The sequence below is a fragment of the Polynucleobacter asymbioticus genome, assembly GCF_018687575.1.
Lineage (GTDB): Bacteria > Pseudomonadota > Gammaproteobacteria > Burkholderiales > Burkholderiaceae > Polynucleobacter > Polynucleobacter asymbioticus_C.
In genome coordinates this window covers 1,147,655-1,165,862 of sequence record NZ_CP061297.1, presented here as the reverse complement: position 1 = coordinate 1,165,862, position 18,208 = coordinate 1,147,655, and the positions used below count along the sequence as shown (strand labels likewise).

Genomic DNA, 18,208 nt, shown 5'->3' with positions numbered 1-18,208 from the left:
GCAAGGCGATGGCAAAATGGCATAAATGCACACAATTTCCTTTTCTTAAGTTCATGGCTGAAGTCATTTGCCTCTGTAATGAGGTTCTCGATGTTGATCTTCGTGAATATCTCGATACCCATCCCATCGACTCGATTGATGAGTTGCGTGAGCAGGCATCGATTTGCAATAAATGCATGCAATGCCAAGATCTAGTTGAGGGTGAAATCTATTTAGCACGTGTGCGACGGCAGCGTGCTGCAGGACAGTTTTAATGACGCAATTGCAGTTGGGCCGCTTTAGCGTCATGACGATGAATGTGCATAAGGGCTTATCACCCTTGCATAGAAAATCCACGATTTATGAGTTGCGTCAGAAGATGCGCAGTCATCATCCTGATTTACTGTTTTTGCAAGAGCTTCAGCAAGAGCATCGCGGGCGTATTAGGAGATTTGGTCAATGGCCTGTGACAGAGCTGACCCATTTTTTATCTGAAGACTTTTGGCATGATTGGCATTACGGTAAAAATGTTGAATATCCAGATGGTCATCACGGTAATGCCATTCTGTCTAAAAGACCTTTGCACAAGGGTGAAAACTACGATATTTCGGCCTATCGATTTGAGCGGCGTGGCTTACTCCATAGCATTACTCAGTTGGAGGGTGTTACAACCCCAATCCATTGTTTCTGTGTGCACCTGGCTTTATTTGAAAGAGGGCGAGAGCGTCAATTGGAAGAAATTATTCGCTACATTGATACGCTTGCTAATGGTGGCCCCACTATTGTGGCTGGTGACTTTAATGATTGGCGTAATCGCGTCAGCGCACCGATGCGTGCCGCTGGGTTTAGTGAAGTTTTTGAGGCGCTCACAGGCGCCCCTGCAAAAACTTTTCCCAGCGTGAAGCCGATTTTGCCGATGGACCGAATTTATGTGCGAGGCTTGAAGATTCATTCTGCAGAAATACTGCGCGAATGGATGAAGCTTTCTGATCACTTGGGTATTACTGCTGAACTGGAAATCGAATGAGCTTTTTAAATTATTTATTGGGAACTACTTTTGGCTTCTCTCTTATTTGGGTTCCATTACTCCACATTCTTATTGTGCTTCTGTTTGGCTTCAGATTAATCTCCGTCAGAAGGCCGGTAGGAGTGGTTCTTGCATGGTTCCTCATTGTGGTTTTGTTCCCGCTTCTTGGTATCAGTCTCTACGTTTTGATTGGCGAACGTCCAGTAGGTCGAAAGCTCACGCGAAAAATTATTCGCATGGATAAAGAGTACGCTGCCATTACGGAAGCAATGCGTACGCACTATCAGGCCGATAGGCAATTGCTACCAGTTGAGGGTAGGGCGCTAAGTCTCTTGGCGCAGTCTAAGAATGGCTCCCCGGTGATTGCCGGTAATCAGATTGAACTTCACACGAATTCACTGAACATTCTGCAAGATTTTATTGATGAAATAAATCAGGCAAAGAAATCACTACATCTAGAATTTTATATTTGGGCTCTTGGCGGTGATGCAGATCGCGTGGGTGAGGCTTTAATTGCGGCGGCTAAACGAGGTGTAGCTTGCAAGGTCTTACTAGATTCCTTGGGCAGCAAAGACTGGTTTAAATCAAGCTGGCCTAGCCGCTTCAGAAATGCTGGCATTCAGGTCACTGAAGCATTGCCAATTCAGATTGGCCGCTTCCAGTTTCGCCGTGCTGACCTCAGGCTACATCGAAAAATATTTGTGATCGATAACACCATTGTTTGGACTGGCAGCATGAACATGGTTGATCCGCGCAGTTTTAAACAGGATTCTGGTGTGGGTGAGTGGGTCGATGCCATGGTCAGAATCGAAGGACCGGTAGCATCTCAATTTGAGCTGACATTCTCTTTCGATTGGAGTGTAGATAATCCCAGCATTACACATTTCGATGACGTGATACCAGCATCTACTCCCGCCGTAGGTCGTGTACTGGCTCAAGAGTTTTCTTCTGGACCCGTTTATCGTGACGATATCTTGTATCAAGTGTTGCTCTCAGCCATCATGGATGCGCGTGAAGAGCTCATTATTACGACGCCGTACTTTGGTCCAGATGATGGCTTAATTCAGGCCTTGATGGCGGCTGCTGGTCGTGGCGTGAAGGTCACTTTAATTGTTCCTAAATTAAACGATTCGACATTAGTCGCCTGGAGTAGTCGCAGTTTCTATGCTGACTTAATGGGTGCTGGCGTCAATATTGCCGAGTTCCATGGTGGGCTGCTGCACACTAAGAGCTTATTGATAGATAAGCGAGTAGCGGTTTTCGGTTCAGTCAATTTTGATCAGCGCAGCTTGCGACTGAATTTTGAAATTAGCTTAATTGTGTACAACGATGAGTTTTGCGCCAAGCTAGAGACTTTGATTGAGTCCTACCTGGCCCAATCCGATATGGTCGATCCGGTCAAGTGGGCTAAGCGACCACGTTGGCGTGTCATGCTTGAGAACGCTGCCCACCTGTCTTCACCTCTACTTTAAATCGCTCCTTGAGCGCGCATCGATTCGATTTGACTTGTTGATATGCCCAGCTCAGATAGGATTGCATTGGTGTGCTGGCCCACAGCGGGAATAGCATCCATGCGGTAGTCGAAGCTATTGTTGCTACCGGGAGGTAGCATAGCTGGAACAAGGCCTACGGGCGACTCCACCTGTACCCAGCGATCCCTTGCTTTGAGTTGCTCATGATTCCATAAGCCTTGCATATCATTCAGACGTGCATTAGCAATTTGGGCTTGATCCAGCTTTGCAATCACTTGCTCGGTAGTGAGCTTGCTAAAACAAGCATCAATAATGGAGAGCAATTCATCTCGCTTCTCATTGCGTTTGAAGTTTTTATCAAAGCGCGCATCTTTGGCTAGCGTTGAATTTTCGAGCACTACCTCGCAAAATAAAACCCACTCACGGTCGTTTTGAAGTCCCAGCATGACCGTGCCACCATCGCCCGCCTTAAATGGCCCATAAGGATAAATCGTGGCATGAGATGCACCATTACGAGGAGGAGGGGCGGCGCCCTCATAAGCGTAGTAGAGCGGATAGCTCATCCATTCACCTAAAGACTCGAGCATGGAAACGTCGATAGTTGATCCCTTACCAGTCTTACCTCTTTGCAAGAGGGCAGCCAGCACATTCGTGTAGGCGTACATGCCTGCAGCAATATCAGCAATTGAATTACCCGCCTTACTGGGGGTCTCGGGAGTGCCGGTAACTGATAAGAATCCAGCTTCACTTTGAATTAGCAAGTCATAGGCCTTTTTGTCGCGATAAGGGCCATCGATTCCATAGCCAGAGATGTCGCACAAAATTAAACCTGGATTGTCTTTCTGTAAGAGCTCTGCAGTTAAGCCCATACGAGCTGCCGCGCCAGGTGCTAAGTTCTGCACGAGCACATCCGCTGTTTTGAGAAGTGCCTTGAGAGCTGCGAGGGCAGATTCTTGCTTGAGATCTAAGGTTAGGCTTTCCTTAGAGCGATTCACCCAAGTGAAATGAGATGACATGCCGTTGACGCGTTCATCATATGCTCGGGCAAAGTCGCCAGCTCCAGGCCGCTCCACCTTAATGACCCGTGCACCTAAATCCGCTAATTGGCGTGTACAAAAAGGAGCAGCAATAGCGTGCTCCAAAGACACTACGGTAATGCCATCTAAAGGGCGAATGCTCATGTAATTACTGGTCCGAAAACTGAATAAAAGAAAAAAATTCTAAAGAATTAGAAAGAGCGAGGCAGGCCTAAGATATGCTCAGCTACGTAAGAGTAGATGAGGTTGGTCGAGATTGGCGCTACTTGATAGAGGCGGGTTTCTCGGAACTTGCGCTCGACATCATATTCATTAGCAAAACCAAAGCCGCCGTGGGTTTGCAAACAGACATTAGCCGCTTCCCAAGATGCTTTAGCCGCTAAGTACTTGGCCATATTGGATTCGGCGCCACAAGCTTGCTTGGTATCAAATAGCTCACAAGCCTTAAAGCGCATTAGATTGGCAGCTTCAGTCTCAATAAAAGAGTCCGCAATTGGAAACTGAATACCTTGATTCTTACCAATAGGGCGATCAAACACGACGCGCTCATTGGCATAACGACGTGATTTATCGACAAACCAATAGGCATCACCAATACACTCCGCTGCAATCAGGACACGCTCTGCATTGAGGCCATCCAAAATATATTTAAACCCTTGACCTTCTTCACCAATTAAATTCTCTGCAGGGATCTCGAGGTTGTCGAAGAAGACTTCATTGGTTTCATGATTGACCATATTGGCAATCGGCTGGATTGCCATGCCGTTGCCAATCGCCTGTTTGAGATCAACGATAAAGATCGACATGCCCTCAGATTTTTTCTTTACTTCTGCCAGCGGAGTAGTGCGCGCTAAAAGAATCATCAAGTCAGAATGCTGAATACGGGAGATCCACACCTTCTGGCCATTCACAACATACTTGTCACCTTTTTTGACGGCAGTCGTTTTGAGCTTGGTGGTATCGGTACCTGTTGTGGGTTCAGTAACCGCCATGCTTTGGAGGCGCAATTCACCAGTAGCAATTTTGGGAAGGTAGAGCTTCTTCTGCACATCAGAGCCATGGCGCAGCAGGGTGCCCATGTTGTACATCTGGCCGTGACAAGAACCCGCATTGCCACCAGAGAAGTTAATTTCTTCCATGATCACTGAGGCTTCAGCAAGGCCTAAGCCTGAGCCACCAAATTCCTCGGGAATCAAGGCAGCCAACCAGCCAGCCTCTGCCATTGCATCAACGAAAGCTTCTGGGTAAGCCCGTTCATGATCTACTTTTTGCCAGTAAGCGGAGTCAAAACTGCCGCAAAGGTCGCGTAAGGCTTCACGCATGTCTTGGTATTGGTCGGGCTTGGGAATGGGGTGATTCATGTGACTATCTATAAAAAGGTGGTTGATAAATGGGTTAATACCTACAGTTTAAGCAAGAATTGAGAATTTCGGGCGAGCCAGAGTAGGCATCAAACTCAGATGGCGGACGGTTTCGATACCTATTGGGGCATACTTGAGGGATGACCAGATGCTCACTTGTAAACCCGCTAGGACTCCTTGCTTAATGGAGCAAATGCTGAGCCAGTTTTTTGAATTTTTTGGGATGCCATCAGTTGGCTTGCCGGCAGTTTTTATCAGCGCCTTTGTCTCTGCCACTTTGCTACCTGTCGGCTCTGAGCCCATCCTTTTTGGGTATGTTTCAGTCAACCCCCATTTATATTGGGTCGCGATTATGGTTGCCACTATTGGGAACACCTTAGGGGGTATGTTGGATTGGTGGCTAGGGCTGATTAGCCGTAATAGTTTCGAGTCTCTAAAGGGGCCTTCTAACAGCAGAATGCAGCGCTGGCTGGAAGAGCGGGGGCCTAAGATGCTCCTCTTGTCTTGGTTGCCTGGTTTTGGTGACCCCCTTTGTTTGGCGGCAGGCTGGCTCAGGTTGGCTTGGGCCCCTTGTCTCGTATATATGTTTATAGGCAAACTGCTGCGTTATCTCACCATGACCTGGCTTTTAACCTTAGTCCCTAATAGCGTCTGGCACCAACTGGGGCATTGGCTTCATATCATTTAAACAAGGCGTTTAAGACTTATACAGCGCAATATTTTTGCTGAATCTCATCATTATTTAAAAGATTTTGGGCGGTGTCATGGAAAACAATTTCGCCTTGATCCAAGATATAGGCACGGTCAGAAATCTTGAGTGCTTGTTGAACATTTTGCTCAACCAATAAGATCGTTATACCTTGTTGCTTGAGTTTGGCAAACAGCTCAAACATTTCTTCTACCAAGACTGGCATGATGCCTTCTGATGGCTCATCTAAAAGAATGACTTTAGGCTTTGCAATCATAGCTCGTGCGATGGCTAGCATCTGCTGTTCACCGCCTGACATAGAGGTTCCATCTTGATGCAATCTCTCCTTGAGGCGGGGAAAGGTTTCTGCGATCTCGTCGACCATGGCGCTCATATCACCACGACTTTTCTTGGCAATAACGCCCAGCTCTAAATTTTCTTTGACAGTTAATCCTGGAACAATACGCCGATCCTCCGGGACGTATGCCAAACCTAAGTGGTAGCGCTCATGCGCAGCAAGATTCAAGAATGAGATGCCATCAATAGAGGCCTTGCCCTCCCTTTTTGAGAGCAGGCCCATTAAGGAGCGTAGGGTGGTCGTCTTGCCAGCACCATTGCGGCCCATTAATGTAACGATTTCACCCTTATTTACTTCCAAAGATACTCCCTGTAGAACATGGCTACGGTCATACCAGGCATTTAAATTTTCTACGCGCAACATATATAAACCTTCGTTAACCTTGGCCTAGGTACACACGTCGTACCTCTGCATTATTTTGAATTTCTTCTGGAGTACCTTCGGCCAAAAACTCACCATGATGCAGAACGATGATGCGTTTACATAAACCCATGATAAGTTTCATCTTATGTTCAACCAAAATAACCGTTCTTTCATTTGCTAGCGTGCGAATAAGATCCATCATCACGAGGGTCTCTTCAGGGGACATGCCCGCAGTTGGTTCATCTAGCAACAGAAGACTAGGGTTACAAGCCAGGGCCATAGCGATTTCTAATGCACGTTGCTGACCATGAGCCAAGTCACCCGTTTTTTTATTGCGCAGGTGCTCTAGATTGACGCGACGTAAGAGTTGGTCAGCAAGCTCGATTGGCCCTGGATAGCTTTGGGCATTTCGTAAAAAGTTGTAGCGCGCCGTTTCCATTTGTGCGGCAACGCGGACATTTTCATGAACGCTTAGTTGCTTAAAAACATTTGTAATCTGAAAACTCTTAGAGATACCGATACGAGCAAATTCATATTGCTGCATGCCGGTAATATCTTTACCGTTAAATAATATTTGACCGCTTGTAGGGGGAAAGGCGCCGCTGAGGACATTGAAGAATGTGCTCTTTCCTGCGCCATTGGGGCCAATGATTGCTGTGAGTGAGCCAGGCATAAATGTGGTCGATACATCTTGCAGGGCCTTAAATTTCCCAAAGCTCTTGCTGACATTGCGGGCCTCGAGGATAGGGGTTTGGTTTGAGCTGCTCATTATTTCGAATCCTGATTGAGGTTTAGCTTGCTCAAGATGGTTCCCCAGATTCCTTTGGGGAAGAACAATACAAAGAACATGAACACTAGTCCAATGACGGCCATCCAGTGCTTGGTGAAAGTGGTTACCACATCCTCTAAATAGAGCATGACTGCGGCACCAATAAATGGCCCAAAGAAAGTGCCCATACCGCCCAAAATACTCATCATTACAGCCTGTCCTGATTGGAGGTAGTGGAGTGAGTCTATCGGAACAATCGACAGATGGAGTGCACGTAATGAACCGGCTAGGCCACAGATGGCGGCTGACAATACAAATACCAATAGCTTCGTACGGGCGACATCAAATCCGCAGGCCGCAGCACGTTTCTCATTTTCGCGAATAGCCTCCATTACAGCGCCAAGAGGGGAGCTCAGAATTCGAGAGATGAGCCAAATAGCAATGACTACAAAAAAGAGAATGATGTAGTACTTTACTAGTGGATTTAGAAAATCTACTGGGATGCCAAGAATATTGAAGGAATCAACCCGTACCCCTCTTAAGCCATTCTCTCCGCCAGTCAAACTTTCTGCCTTATAAAAGCAATAAAACACAATTTGACCTAAAGCTAGCGTGACCATTGAGAAGTAAATACCTCTGGTACGAATGGCTAGGAAGCCCATAATGAGTCCACCAATAGCTGCACCAATCACGCCCACTATGATTGCCGCACCCCAAGGCATGGCGTAGTGGACGATTCCAATGCCAGTGAGGTAGCTGCCAATACCAAGGAAGGCCGCATGCCCAAACGATAGAAGCCCCATGTAGCCGAACAGGAGATTGAAGCCCATGGCAAATAAGCCAAAGATCAAGATATTGATGGCAAGCGCTTCATACGGCATGATGAATGGAAAGATCATCAGGAAGAGGCTACTTGCGAGCACGCGATGGCGTCCAATGAGTTGGAAAAATGATTTCATAAATATTCGGGGGATTAACCCATCGCCCCCGCTTTGCCAAATAAACCTTGTGGTCGGATTAAAAGAACTACTGCCATCAAGACAAAGATGGAGAGCTCTGCAAGATCTGGGAAAAATAAGGATGTCATGCTATAGACAATGCCAACCAATAATCCTGCGACAACAGCGCCGACTGGCGAGCCCATACCCCCAACAACCGTAACAACAAAAGACTCTGCCAAGATTGGAATACCCATTTCAGGGTTAACGGAGCGAGTAGGTGAGGCTAGTATTCCAGATAGACCGGCGATCGCACAACCAAGTCCAAACACCATTAGCCACACCTTGGCAATGTCAACACCAAGTACCTTTACGATCTCTTGGTCAGCAGCACCCGCCTTAATGATGAGACCGAAGCGTGTCTTTTGAATGAAAAACCAGACCCCGAAAATAATGACCGCTGTAGCTGCAATCAGGAATAGACGATATTTTGGGAAAAAGCCAATACCAACGTCCATGGTGCCTTTTAATCCGTCTGGAGTGACTGAAGGTAAACCTTCAATGCCAAAAGTGACGCGCATTGCCTCAATAAGGACATAAGACAGTCCAAAGGTAAGTAAAAGCGGGTAATCTATGCCGCGACCGTATAAGGGGCGCACTAAGAATCGCTCAGTCAATAATCCAAGGACGCCAGTAGCAAGCGGTGTCAGAATTAAGCTAAACCAAAAATTCCCGGTTACACCCAGGAAATAGACACCCATAAATGCGCCAACCATAAAAAAGGCGCCATGGGCAAAGTTCACCACATTGAGCATGCCAAAAATAAGGCATAAGCCAAGGGCGAGTAGTGCATAGATGCTACCCAGGGCAACCCCGGTTAGTAGCTGCATGCAAAGAAGTTCAAATGTAAGGCCGGTCATATTAGTGCTCATAAAAACTCCCCTTCAACCATAGGCATCGGGGGAGGGTTCAGGACAAATCAGTTGATCTGCCCTGAAATTTCAGATTTAAGCCTTGTGGCCCAGCTCCGCGCAACTACGCATATTCTTCTCAGTTGTTGGTTCAATCGTCAGAATATTGAAGACGTCATACTTATCTTTCATATTCTTTGATTTGGACTCCACGATGATGACTGTTTGAACAGCTTGATGGTCACACTTGCGGTAGTACTCAGGACCCTTATAGAAGTCGTATTTGAGATTTTCTAAGGCAGTAACCACCTTCATTGTGTCGGTAGATTTGGCGACTTTAACAGCTGCAAGAACGGTTTTTACGCCAGCGTAACCTAGTGCACCGTAGTCTGATGGCACTGAACCGTTGTACATTTTGCGGAATGCATCGTTGAATGTTTTTGCTGTTGGGATGCGATCCTCGAGACCCCAATAGTAAGAAGTGCCACCGATAATTCCTTCGAATGCTTCCGGGCCTCCAGCTAGGCGAGCAGTGTAGAGCAATACGGGAGTAACAATTTTCATGCTGGACTTCAGGCCAAAATCGGTACATTGTTTTGCAGCATTCACCAGATCGCGACCAAAGTTACAGAGAACCAAAATGTCCGGGTTCAGGGCTTTAATACGTGGCAAGAACGCGGAATAATCAGATGCACCTAACGGATGGCGAATATCTGCCAAAGTAGTAGCGCCCATCTCTTTGCCTGCACGTTCAAAGGCGCGCACCATCTCATGACCATAAGCATAGTCAGCAGTGAGGTATACAATTTTTTTGCCAAAACGCGGGATAGAGTAGCGAGCTACTGCGCCAGCTGTCATGGTTGGATTCAATGCTTCATGGAAAGTGTATACGCTCCAATCTTTTGCTTCATTAATAGCATCAGATTGACTGATGGAATTAAAAAGTACCTTGCGCTCTTTGCAAACGGCATTAATGGAGAGTTGGGTTGCTGCAGACAGTGAGCCCACAACAAAATTCACCTTATCTTTTTCAATCAATTCCAGGGTACGCGTTGCAGCTTCGCCTGGATTGAGCTTGTCATCACGCACCAACAGTTCAGCTTTGCGACCATTGAAGCCACCTGCATCGTTGAATTCTTTAATAGCCAGTTCAGCCGCTTTTACTTGATCCTGTGCTTCGGCGGAGAAGGGGCCTGTTAGCGGCGTAGGGAAGCCAATCTTGATAGTTTCAGATTGGGCACTCGCCATGTTCATCCAAAGCGGGGTACTAGCTGCAGCAGCTCCGCCGATCAACATCTTTCTTCTGGTTTGATTCGTTACTTTTTGTTTCATGGTTGTCTCCTCCATTTAAAACAGTTTGTTAATAAGAATACTTTTTGCTTCGTAAATCTTAACTGAACGCTTCTGGTAATACGTAAATCTACATCAAGTTTTTAATGCGATTCTGGAACTGCTTTCCCTTCGGCTAGCAAGTTGCTGATATCAATTGCTGTCTCCGCCATCACGGTGTCTGCATTTCTGCGAAGGCTATTACCATCCCTCGTACCTTTGCCGCCTTGGGCTTGCATGTAACGCCCTAGGTATTGGGCTCTCGCAACAACCTGCTGCCCAAGATTGAGTCGTTCATTGCTGTATGCCATGAGCGCTGCAGGGCTTGCACCCAATGCCTTAATGTGACGCGCAATCGCCATTGCCTCATCACCTGCTTTAGTAACGCCCATCCCAACATGTGGTCGACCAACAAAAGCTGCATCACCCATTAAGGCAATTCTGCCAAAGACTATTTGCTCTGATCGAAGGTCGTAAATTGCTTGCAGGAAGGGTGAGGCCGTTTTTTCTAAAATTTCTGCATATTGGGGCGCCAGAATTTCTCGAGCAACAGTTCGCATTTCGGCGATATGCTTCCATGACACTTTTAGTGGTGGGATACCAGTTGGATAATGGTGGCCATCCGCATCAGTCAAAAGCTTGACTAGCTCAACATCCTCAGACGCGGGGCGATACCAAACAAAGTTATAGCGGCGTTTACCTGGCCTGGTGTCATTGCCGGGGCCTGCGACTGGATAACCAAGCATCTGTTCGCCATTCGGCAGACAGAATCCAAAATAATTAAATAAAGTGTCCAAGGTGTAATTCGACAAATGACTTTCATCGCAAACACCGCGCCATGCAAAATATCCCGCATATTCGGGTTGAATATTTGGTGCTACTTGGGCCCTTACTGCTGAGCGGATGCCGTCAGAAGCAATTAGCAGATCTGCCCCATAGGTGCTGCCATCCTCGCAGATTACCTGAACACTACTAGAGTCTTGATTTACTGTGCATACATTCTTGCCCTGTAAGTAACGCTCACTTGGAAAATTCTCTTTTAATAAGTGGTAAAGGCGGCTCCATGAAGTTAGGATCTGTGGAAGCTGCATTTCACCTAAGCTCTCACCATCGACACCCAAGGTAACGCGCTTCGATACGGCAATTCCTAGGCTGTTATCAACAGCAATGCCTGCTTCACGCAATGCATCTGCCAGTGCATCATGTGTCACGATTCCGGCGCCTCGACCATCTAAAGACCCAACGGTCTTTTCCAGTAGGGTGACATCGTGACCTTGGCGCAGCAATATGTTGGCTATAAATAAGCCTCCAAGGGATCCGCCGATGACTAGAATTTTTGACATTTTTTGCTTATGCAGCCTTGGCATCCAGCGCTGCTTTTTCAGCTGCAGGGTAATTTAACTCAATCACGATGCCATTAGGGTCGTCTAAAAAAAGCTGGTGAAGCTGCAGGGCTGGCACTGTTCGCTGCCTGCACGGAACGCCTAATTTATCAAGATGGGCTAATTTAGATTCCAGTCCCTTGGCAAAGAATGCTATGTGATCAACGGCACCAGAGCCATATAGTGAACTTGGGTCACGCTCACCCAGATATTGCTTTAGGCCGTTTGGATCATTCTTATCAATCGCAATTAAATGCAGGACTGAATTAGCCCAATCGTTTACATCGCCGTTGTAAAGCCAAACTCCTGGAAATGGAAACTCTGGGCGTGGCCCCACTGTCAGGCCTAGTACTTCGCTGTAAAACTGAGTGGTCTTCTCAATCTCAAGACTTCGTATGGAAAAATGATTTAGGCTGAGGTTTGTCATATTATTTTCTACTGGTAGTAAATAAAGCTTTTGCTGAGATAAGGTAAGAGCTAATGCGATCTTGGATGATTTCTTGTTCTGTATTGGGATTGCCTGAGTCGTAGATGGCTTGACCATAAATCCAGCGGCGCATGCCGATGTAAAAAATACCACCATGCAGACCCATTAAAAACTCTAATTCCCGCTGCGAAGGCTTGCCGCGTGTGCTGCGACCGCAGTGTTTGCGAGTTTCTCGAATGAGTCTAGGCAATAGGCGATCGCGCAATAGCTCAAAGAATCGATCGCTGATTGAGTGATCACTTAAGCCTGAGAAAATCAAAATGCGCACGAAATCGTAGGTGAGAACCGTATTTGAGTAGTCGGTGTAAAACGCGTTAAATTTTTCTTCTGGTGAAAGCTGCTTGTCATCTAGTAACTGCTCCCATTCTGGCTTCCAGCGTGATTCAAACACATCCTCATAGACGGCTTTAATTAAGGCATCCTTTGTAGGAAAGTAGTGATAGAGCAGGGTGTGAGTAACACCTAGCCCTTTTGTTAAGTTTCTGAGTTGCCCATCAATTCCATGTTTTGCAAAGTACTGAATTGCGCGATCCAGTATTTGACGCTTACGATCTGCCGTACTCATTCTGCGACGAGCGGGCACCTCAGAGACAGTCACTTCTGAAGCGACACTGTTTCTTGTGCTGCGGTCTCGATCGAAACTCATTGTCATCAGGGTTTATCCGAATTTGGCCTTATTGACCAAAAGTTAAATAATGGTACATTGTTGAACAATTGGTAGATAAGACTCTATTCGTACAAACCCCAAGGAGAAGTAATGGAACTAAATGGCGAGCAACTCATTGCTGCTCCAATCCCAGATGTTTGGAAGGGTTTGAATGACATTGATGTTCTAGCGAAGTCCATTCCTGGCTGTGAGGAAATTAGCCGTATCTCGCCCGAGGAGATACACGCTAAGGTCATGTTCAAGATTGGGCCCGTGAGAGCTAGATTCGCTGGAAAGCTTTTGCTGAGTGATGTTGTTCCCGATCAATCCTGCTCAATGGCATTTGAAGGGTCGGGCGGCGCTGCAGGCTTTGCAAAAGGGCGCTCACGAGTTGAATTGAGGGCTGCCGAAGGTGGAACTTTGATCTCTTATACGACAGAGGCCTCTATTGGGGGTAAGTTGGGACAAATTGGCGGACGTTTAATTAGCGCTTCAGCCAAAAAGATTGCAGATGACTTTTTTCAGCGATTTGCAAAAGAATTGGGTGGTGAGGTGGCGCCCTTAGAGTCGGACGCGCAGGCCAAATAAGGTTTAGCGATATAAATATAAAAGCGGTGGAGGAGATTTAATGAAAGCAGCAGCATTTGATTATGCAAAACCGAAGATGCTTAGTGCGGCCATAGCATTGCTGGCTGAAGCGGGTGAAGATGCTCGTTTAATTGCTGGAGGTCAGACGCTTTTGGCTACGCTCAACCTCCGCCTCTCAGAGCCTAGCATTCTCATTGACATTACCAATCTCGATGAGCTCAAAGGGATTTCTGTAATCGGCAACCAATTGCGCATTGGAGCCTTAGTCACTCACACCGAAATTGAAGACTCAAAATTGATTGCGCAACATGCGCCGCTACTCAAGGCTGCTGTGCCGCACATCGCACATAGAGCCATCCGAAATCTCGGAACTTGGGGCGGCTCATTGGCTTACGGTGATCCTGCGGCTGAATGGCCTGCCTGTAGTTTGGCACTCAATGCAACGATGTTGATTGCCGGCCCTAATGGTGAGCGTCGCATTTCAGCGCAAGACTTTTTCATTGATCTGTACACCACATCCCTAGAGCCCAATGAAATTCTTGTGGCAACTGAAATGCCAATTGCAAGCAGTGATCAAGTTTTTTATTTTCATGAGTTAGCTCGTCGCCATGGAGACTATGCTGTTGCTGGCCTTGCTTTAGTTGCAAATAAAGCCGGCAATGTTCTAAGCGAGTGCACTTTCACTTTCTTCTCTGTTGGTGCTACGCCGGTAATGGCGACAAAAGCTCAAGCCTTGGTTGAGGGTAAGTCTCTAAACGATGATTTGATTGCTAGCGCAGTTGCCGCCGCTAGGGGCGAGATTGAGGCGATTGCAGATATCACTAACAGTGCAGAAACTAAACAACATTTAATTGGTGTTTTATTAGAGCGCGGCTTAAAGCATTTAATTGCTTAACTAATTATCAGAAAAATAAATCAAGTTCGGAGATTGAAATGAGCTTAAAGAAAAAAATTACGTTGACTGTTAATGGTTCAGTGGTCAATGCTGAGATTGAGCCGCGTCGACATTTGGTGGATTTTTTGCGTGAAGATCTTCACTTAAAGGGCCCTCACCTTGGCTGTGAGCAGGGTGCATGCGGTGCATGTACTGTCAAGGTTAACGGGCAAATCATTCGTGGTTGCTTGTACTTAGCCGTGCAAGCTGATGGATGTGTTGTCGAGACGATTGAGGGCCTCACGAAAATTGGTGCATTAGGGGACTTGCAAGAAGCCTTTATGCGTCACAACGCGATGCAATGCGGATTCTGTTCCTCCGGAATGTTGCTTGCCGCTGCGGAGTTGATTGAAAAACAGCCAAATGCTACGCGTGAAGAAGTGCGTGAATGGATCTCTGGCAATTACTGCCGTTGCACTGGCTATCACTCTATCGTAGACGCCATCATGGCCGTGCTTGAAGCTCGCGCCAAAGGCGAAAAAATCAAACCCGTTGTTGCTCTCGCTTAAGTAGACTGGAAAAACTGATTATGAATAAGCCAGCAGACCTCAAAGGATTGGTGCTTGATCCGGTAACAAATGATCAACGCTACATAGGTAATAGTGAGCCCAGGCATAAGGCGCGTCGACTCATCGAGGGTCAAGGTACCTATGTAGACGACATTCAATTGCCCAGAATGGGGCATGTGGTGTATTGGCGTTCCCCAGTAGCTCATATGAAGATTGGAAAAATTCATACAGAGCAAGCAAGCAAGATGCCTGGTGTACTTGCCATAGTGGATGGTGTCAAGATGGCAGAGCTGTGCAAGCCATGGGTTGCTACTTTAGGTCATCTAGCTGGCATGAAGTCTGCCCCTCAATATGCATTAGCAATTGATAGGGCTTGCTGGCAAGGTGAGCCGGTCGTTGCTGTTGTTGCTGAAACTCGTGCTCAGGCAGAGGATGCTTTGCAATTAATTGATGTTGAGTGGGAGGAGTTGCCTGCAGTAGTTTCTATGGAAACAGCATTGGATCCAGAGACGCCAGTCATTCATCCAGAGCTTGGTGACAACCTCTGCTTTACTCGTAGCTTGGATGTTGGTCAGGTTGATGAGGTTTTTGCAACGGCCGATGTAGTTGCAGAGGCTACTTTTGGCTTTGGTCGCCACACTGGCGTGACCCTTGAGCCTCGTTGCCAAATTGCAGACTATAACCCTGGCGATCGCCGTCTGACGGTTTATCACTCCCAGCAAGCGCCACACATGATGCAAGACTTATATTGCCGCCAGTTTGGTCTTTCTGAGTCTGATGTCCATGTTATTTGTAAAGACGTGGGTGGATCTTTTGGCATTAAGGTTCACGCATATCCAGATGATTTTGCAACGGTGGGTTTGGCGATGATGTTAGAGCGTCCGGTCAAATTTGTTGCAGATCGACTCGAATCGTTTACAAGCGACATTCATGCCCGCGAGCATCGAATTAAGGGACGAATTGCGGCCAATAAAGATGGCGACATCTTGGCCTTTGAGATTGATGACCTTACTGCTATTGGCCCCTATTCTATGTTTCCTAGAACCAGTGCTATTGAGGGTAATCAAGTGGTTAACTTGGTTGGTGGTCCATACAAGCATCAAAATTACAGAGCCAAGCTCAATGTAGTTTTTCAGAATAAAACGCCTACCTGCCAATATCGTGGAGTGGGGCATCCGATTGCCTGCGCTGTGACTGAGGGTTTGGTGGATTTAGCTGCGCAAAAGTTAAAGATGGACCCTTTGGAGTTCCGTAAGCGTAACGTGATTCCTGATGATGCGTATCCTTGCTCTGGCATTTCGGGAATTAAGCTAGAAGTGTTGTCGCATGAGCAATGCTTGCGAACGATTGAAAAGATGATGAACTACTCTGCTTTGCGCAAGGAGCAAGCCGAGTTGCGAAAAAAGGGCATCTATCGTGGAATTGGTTTTGCCACATTAATTGAGTTAACCAATCCAAGTCCAGCCTTCTATGGTGTAGGTGGTGCTCGTATTGCATCTCAGGATGGCGCCTCTGCGCGACTTGATCCTAGTGGCGTGGTTTCAATATTGATTGGTGTTGGCGAGCAAGGTCAGGGTACTGAAGGTATCTATGCACAAATTGCTGCCGATGCTGTTGGACTCTCTATAAAAGATGTTCGCATCATTACTGGCGATACGGATGTCACCCCTTATGGCGGGGGTACGTGGGCCTCTCGTGGTGCTGGAGTTGGTGGTGAAGCAGTGTTATTGGCATGTCAGGCGCTCCAAGAGAATATCTTAAAACTTGCCGGCGCAATCTTAAATAGGCCGGTAGAGGAGTTATCAGTGCGACGTGGCCATGTTTTGGACAAGGCCAGCGGGGAACAATTGCTACCATTTAGCGAGATTGGTCGCATTGGTTATTTCCGCACTGATACTTTGCCGGTTGGATTCTCTGCTGATTTGATGGTTACACGCCATTACACTCAAAAAGAATATCCATTTATCTTTACCAATGGTGTTCAGGCTTCATATGTTGAGGTGGATCCTGACACTGGATTTGTAAAGCTCTTAAAGCATTGGGCAGTCGAGGATTGTGGCCGTGTGCTTAATCCCATGTTGGTGGATGAGCAAGTGCGCGGAGCCATTGTTCAGGGTATTGGTGGCGTCCTTTTCGAAGAGTGTCTCTATGACGATAGTGGCTTGCTTCGCAATGGCAGTATGGCTGATTATTTGGTCCCTATGGCTAACGAAATGCCAGATATTGAAGTCGCTCACGTTGAGACTCCAACCCAGTCATCTAAGTTGGGGGCAAAAGGTGCTGGCGAGGCTGGTACTGCTGGTGCTCCCGGAGCGGTTCAGAATGCAATTAACGATGCCTTAGCGCCTTTTAATACTGCAGTATTCGATCAGCCTATTACCTGTGAAAAGATTCTGAAAGCGCTTGGCAAGGTCTAATTAAGGGCTCATCTGAATTAGTGCATTCCCCATATTAAATGGGCTGCTGCATCCTGTAACATCAAGCTTTGAACATCCGCAGACCCCCAAGAGGGGGTCTGCGATTAACTTGATATAGCGAATAAGAACATGTCTCATTTAAAAGGTAAAACCGCTCTGGTTACTGGCTCTACTAGTGGCATTGGCTTGGCAATGGCAATTGGCCTGGCAAAGCAGGGCGCCAATATTATGGTGAACGGTTTTGGTGACAAGGATGCAGCTATTGCTGCCATTAAGGCCTGTGGTGTTGAGGTTGATTACCACGGTGCTGATATGAGTAAGCCTGCTGAGATTGAAGATCTCATCAAGCAAACTGAAAAGCGATTTGGCTCCCTCGACATTTTGGTTAATAACGCCGGTATTCAGTACACAGCCAATATTGAAGACTTTCCAGCAGATAAATGGGAATCGATCATCGCAATTAACTTAAGTTCGGCTTTCTACACTTCTCACCACGCCTTGCCTGGAATGAAGCAGCGTAATTGGGGTCGTATTATCAATATCGCATCGGTTCATGGTTTGGTTGGTTCTATTCAAAAGTCGGCTTACGTGGCGGCAAAGCATGGCATCGTAGGCTTGACTAAAGTAACCGCGCTTGAGAATGCCAAGACCGGTATTACCTGCAATGCAATTTGCCCGGGCTGGGTCCTTACCCCCTTGGTGCAAAAGCAGGTGGATGCGCGCGCAGAACGCGATGGGATTTCAAATGAAGAAGCCAAAAAAGCCTTGGTTTCCGAGAAGCAACCTTCGGGCGAATTTGTCGCTCCTGAGCAATTAGCCGCATTAGCTGTTTTCCTCTGCGGACCCGATGCCTCTGAGGTGCGCGGAGTGGCCTGGAATATGGATGGCGGCTGGACTGCCCAGTAATCTAATAAGGGGGGATTGCATGCCAGCCCCCATTTTTCCCTACCCAAACAAAATTGCCAGAATCGTCTATAGTTAGGGCGAATATGGCTGCTATAGCTACCGATTAA

The 18,208-nt window shown here is 47.0% G+C and carries 19 protein-coding genes; 9 read left to right on the top strand and 10 right to left on the bottom strand.

Going from position 1 to position 18,208, the window contains the following annotated elements:
• Positions 1 to 53: 53 nt before the first annotated feature.
• The 3 genes from AOC19_RS05790 to cls are packed head-to-tail and all read left to right on the top strand — an operon-like array spanning position 54 to position 2,478.
• Complete coding sequence (locus tag AOC19_RS05790; RefSeq protein ID WP_215301164.1) at positions 54 to 254, top strand: hypothetical protein; 201 nt, start codon at positions 54 to 56, stop codon at positions 252 to 254.
• On the top strand, positions 254 to 1,006 hold the full coding sequence (locus AOC19_RS05785) for an endonuclease/exonuclease/phosphatase family protein (protein WP_215374687.1): 753 nt from the start codon (positions 254 to 256) through the stop codon (positions 1,004 to 1,006). The genes AOC19_RS05790 and AOC19_RS05785 overlap by 1 nt, the downstream gene beginning before the upstream one ends.
• The gene (cls, locus tag AOC19_RS05780) at positions 1,003 to 2,478 is read left to right on the top strand and encodes a cardiolipin synthase (protein WP_215374684.1); all 1,476 of its coding nucleotides are present in this window, start codon (positions 1,003 to 1,005) and stop codon (positions 2,476 to 2,478) included. The genes AOC19_RS05785 and cls overlap by 4 nt, the downstream gene beginning before the upstream one ends.
• Here cls and AOC19_RS05775 read toward each other — a convergent pair.
• Together AOC19_RS05775 and AOC19_RS05770 are read right to left on the bottom strand one after the other, a co-directional pair.
• Complete coding sequence (locus AOC19_RS05775) at positions 2,475 to 3,659, bottom strand: CaiB/BaiF CoA transferase family protein (protein WP_215374681.1); 1,185 nt, start codon at positions 3,657 to 3,659, stop codon at positions 2,475 to 2,477. The genes cls and AOC19_RS05775 overlap by 4 nt on opposite strands.
• A 47-nt stretch (positions 3,660 to 3,706) precedes the next feature.
• Positions 3,707 to 4,876 (bottom strand): acyl-CoA dehydrogenase family protein, encoded by a 1,170-nt coding sequence (locus AOC19_RS05770; protein ID WP_215374679.1) that lies wholly within the window; start codon positions 4,874 to 4,876, stop codon positions 3,707 to 3,709.
• Positions 4,877 to 5,060: 184 nt separating this feature from the next.
• Between AOC19_RS05770 and AOC19_RS05765 the strand changes: the two genes are divergently transcribed.
• Entirely contained in the window at positions 5,061 to 5,564 is a 504-nt protein-coding gene (locus tag AOC19_RS05765; RefSeq protein ID WP_215378175.1) for a YqaA family protein, read from the top strand.
• Between the two features lie 16 nt (positions 5,565 to 5,580).
• Here the strand turns inward: AOC19_RS05765 and AOC19_RS05760 are convergent, their stop codons facing one another.
• From AOC19_RS05760 to AOC19_RS05725, 8 genes are all read right to left on the bottom strand, one after another.
• Positions 5,581 to 6,285, bottom strand: a complete 705-nt coding sequence (locus AOC19_RS05760) for an ABC transporter ATP-binding protein (RefSeq protein ID WP_215374676.1) — start codon at positions 6,283 to 6,285, stop codon at positions 5,581 to 5,583.
• Positions 6,286 to 6,298: 13 nt separating this feature from the next.
• Complete coding sequence (locus AOC19_RS05755) at positions 6,299 to 7,054, bottom strand: ABC transporter ATP-binding protein (protein ID WP_215374673.1); 756 nt, start codon at positions 7,052 to 7,054, stop codon at positions 6,299 to 6,301.
• Positions 7,054 to 8,013 (bottom strand): branched-chain amino acid ABC transporter permease, encoded by a 960-nt coding sequence (locus tag AOC19_RS05750; protein WP_215374670.1) that lies wholly within the window; start codon positions 8,011 to 8,013, stop codon positions 7,054 to 7,056. Before AOC19_RS05750 ends, AOC19_RS05755 begins: the two co-directional genes overlap by 1 nt.
• A 14-nt stretch (positions 8,014 to 8,027) precedes the next feature.
• The gene (locus AOC19_RS05745) at positions 8,028 to 8,924 is read right to left on the bottom strand and encodes a branched-chain amino acid ABC transporter permease (protein WP_251367996.1); all 897 of its coding nucleotides are present in this window, start codon (positions 8,922 to 8,924) and stop codon (positions 8,028 to 8,030) included.
• A 75-nt stretch (positions 8,925 to 8,999) separates the two neighbouring features.
• On the bottom strand, positions 9,000 to 10,235 hold the full coding sequence (locus AOC19_RS05740; protein WP_251367995.1) for an ABC transporter substrate-binding protein: 1,236 nt from the start codon (positions 10,233 to 10,235) through the stop codon (positions 9,000 to 9,002).
• 101 nt (positions 10,236 to 10,336) lie between these two features.
• On the bottom strand, positions 10,337 to 11,575 hold the full coding sequence (locus AOC19_RS05735; protein WP_215374668.1) for an FAD binding domain-containing protein: 1,239 nt from the start codon (positions 11,573 to 11,575) through the stop codon (positions 10,337 to 10,339).
• Positions 11,576 to 11,582: 7 nt separating this feature from the next.
• Positions 11,583 to 12,041: a VOC family protein gene (locus AOC19_RS05730; RefSeq protein ID WP_215374665.1), complete on the bottom strand. Its 459-nt coding sequence runs from the start codon at positions 12,039 to 12,041 to the stop codon at positions 11,583 to 11,585.
• Position 12,042: 1 nt separating this feature from the next.
• Positions 12,043 to 12,747: a TetR/AcrR family transcriptional regulator gene (locus tag AOC19_RS05725; RefSeq protein ID WP_215374663.1), complete on the bottom strand. Its 705-nt coding sequence runs from the start codon at positions 12,745 to 12,747 to the stop codon at positions 12,043 to 12,045.
• Positions 12,748 to 12,858: 111 nt separating this feature from the next.
• Here AOC19_RS05725 and AOC19_RS05720 point away from each other — a divergent pair, with 111 nt between their 5' ends.
• The 5 genes from AOC19_RS05720 to AOC19_RS05700 all read left to right on the top strand — a co-directional run bounded on the left by AOC19_RS05720 (position 12,859) and on the right by AOC19_RS05700 (position 18,101).
• Entirely contained in the window at positions 12,859 to 13,335 is a 477-nt protein-coding gene (locus tag AOC19_RS05720; protein WP_215374660.1) for a CoxG family protein, read from the top strand.
• A 40-nt stretch (positions 13,336 to 13,375) separates the two neighbouring features.
• Positions 13,376 to 14,230: an FAD binding domain-containing protein gene (locus AOC19_RS05715; protein ID WP_215374658.1), complete on the top strand. Its 855-nt coding sequence runs from the start codon at positions 13,376 to 13,378 to the stop codon at positions 14,228 to 14,230.
• 38 nt (positions 14,231 to 14,268) lie between these two features.
• On the top strand, positions 14,269 to 14,778 hold the full coding sequence (locus tag AOC19_RS05710) for a (2Fe-2S)-binding protein (RefSeq protein WP_215374655.1): 510 nt from the start codon (positions 14,269 to 14,271) through the stop codon (positions 14,776 to 14,778).
• Between the two features lie 20 nt (positions 14,779 to 14,798).
• The gene (locus tag AOC19_RS05705; RefSeq protein ID WP_215374653.1) at positions 14,799 to 17,195 is read left to right on the top strand and encodes a xanthine dehydrogenase family protein molybdopterin-binding subunit; all 2,397 of its coding nucleotides are present in this window, start codon (positions 14,799 to 14,801) and stop codon (positions 17,193 to 17,195) included.
• A gap of 129 nt (positions 17,196 to 17,324) precedes the next feature.
• Positions 17,325 to 18,101 (top strand): 3-hydroxybutyrate dehydrogenase, encoded by a 777-nt coding sequence (locus AOC19_RS05700; RefSeq protein WP_215374650.1) that lies wholly within the window; start codon positions 17,325 to 17,327, stop codon positions 18,099 to 18,101.
• The last annotated feature ends 107 nt before the right edge of the window (positions 18,102 to 18,208 follow it).

Excerpts from the sequence above, each read along its gene's own strand:
- AOC19_RS05790 (WP_215301164.1), top strand. The coding sequence starts at position 54 with ATGGCTGAAGTCATTTGCCTCTGTAATGAGGTTCTCGATGTTGATCTT.
- AOC19_RS05785 (WP_215374687.1), top strand. The coding sequence starts at position 254 with ATGACGCAATTGCAGTTGGGCCGCTTTAGCGTCATGACGATGAATGTG.
- cls (WP_215374684.1), top strand. The coding sequence starts at position 1,003 with ATGAGCTTTTTAAATTATTTATTGGGAACTACTTTTGGCTTCTCTCTT.
- AOC19_RS05775 (WP_215374681.1), bottom strand. The coding sequence starts at position 3,659 with ATGAGCATTCGCCCTTTAGATGGCATTACCGTAGTGTCTTTGGAGCAC.
- AOC19_RS05770 (WP_215374679.1), bottom strand. The coding sequence starts at position 4,876 with ATGAATCACCCCATTCCCAAGCCCGACCAATACCAAGACATGCGTGAA.
- AOC19_RS05765 (WP_215378175.1), top strand. The coding sequence starts at position 5,061 with ATGGAGCAAATGCTGAGCCAGTTTTTTGAATTTTTTGGGATGCCATCA.
- AOC19_RS05760 (WP_215374676.1), bottom strand. The coding sequence starts at position 6,285 with ATGTTGCGCGTAGAAAATTTAAATGCCTGGTATGACCGTAGCCATGTT.
- AOC19_RS05755 (WP_215374673.1), bottom strand. The coding sequence starts at position 7,054 with ATGAGCAGCTCAAACCAAACCCCTATCCTCGAGGCCCGCAATGTCAGC.
- AOC19_RS05750 (WP_215374670.1), bottom strand. The coding sequence starts at position 8,013 with ATGAAATCATTTTTCCAACTCATTGGACGCCATCGCGTGCTCGCAAGT.
- AOC19_RS05745 (WP_251367996.1), bottom strand. The coding sequence starts at position 8,924 with ATGAGCACTAATATGACCGGCCTTACATTTGAACTTCTTTGCATGCAG.
- AOC19_RS05740 (WP_251367995.1), bottom strand. The coding sequence starts at position 10,235 with ATGAAACAAAAAGTAACGAATCAAACCAGAAGAAAGATGTTGATCGGC.
- AOC19_RS05735 (WP_215374668.1), bottom strand. The coding sequence starts at position 11,575 with ATGTCAAAAATTCTAGTCATCGGCGGATCCCTTGGAGGCTTATTTATA.
- AOC19_RS05730 (WP_215374665.1), bottom strand. The coding sequence starts at position 12,041 with ATGACAAACCTCAGCCTAAATCATTTTTCCATACGAAGTCTTGAGATT.
- AOC19_RS05725 (WP_215374663.1), bottom strand. The coding sequence starts at position 12,747 with ATGAGTTTCGATCGAGACCGCAGCACAAGAAACAGTGTCGCTTCAGAA.
- AOC19_RS05720 (WP_215374660.1), top strand. The coding sequence starts at position 12,859 with ATGGAACTAAATGGCGAGCAACTCATTGCTGCTCCAATCCCAGATGTT.
- AOC19_RS05715 (WP_215374658.1), top strand. The coding sequence starts at position 13,376 with ATGAAAGCAGCAGCATTTGATTATGCAAAACCGAAGATGCTTAGTGCG.
- AOC19_RS05710 (WP_215374655.1), top strand. The coding sequence starts at position 14,269 with ATGAGCTTAAAGAAAAAAATTACGTTGACTGTTAATGGTTCAGTGGTC.
- AOC19_RS05705 (WP_215374653.1), top strand. The coding sequence starts at position 14,799 with ATGAATAAGCCAGCAGACCTCAAAGGATTGGTGCTTGATCCGGTAACA.
- AOC19_RS05700 (WP_215374650.1), top strand. The coding sequence starts at position 17,325 with ATGTCTCATTTAAAAGGTAAAACCGCTCTGGTTACTGGCTCTACTAGT.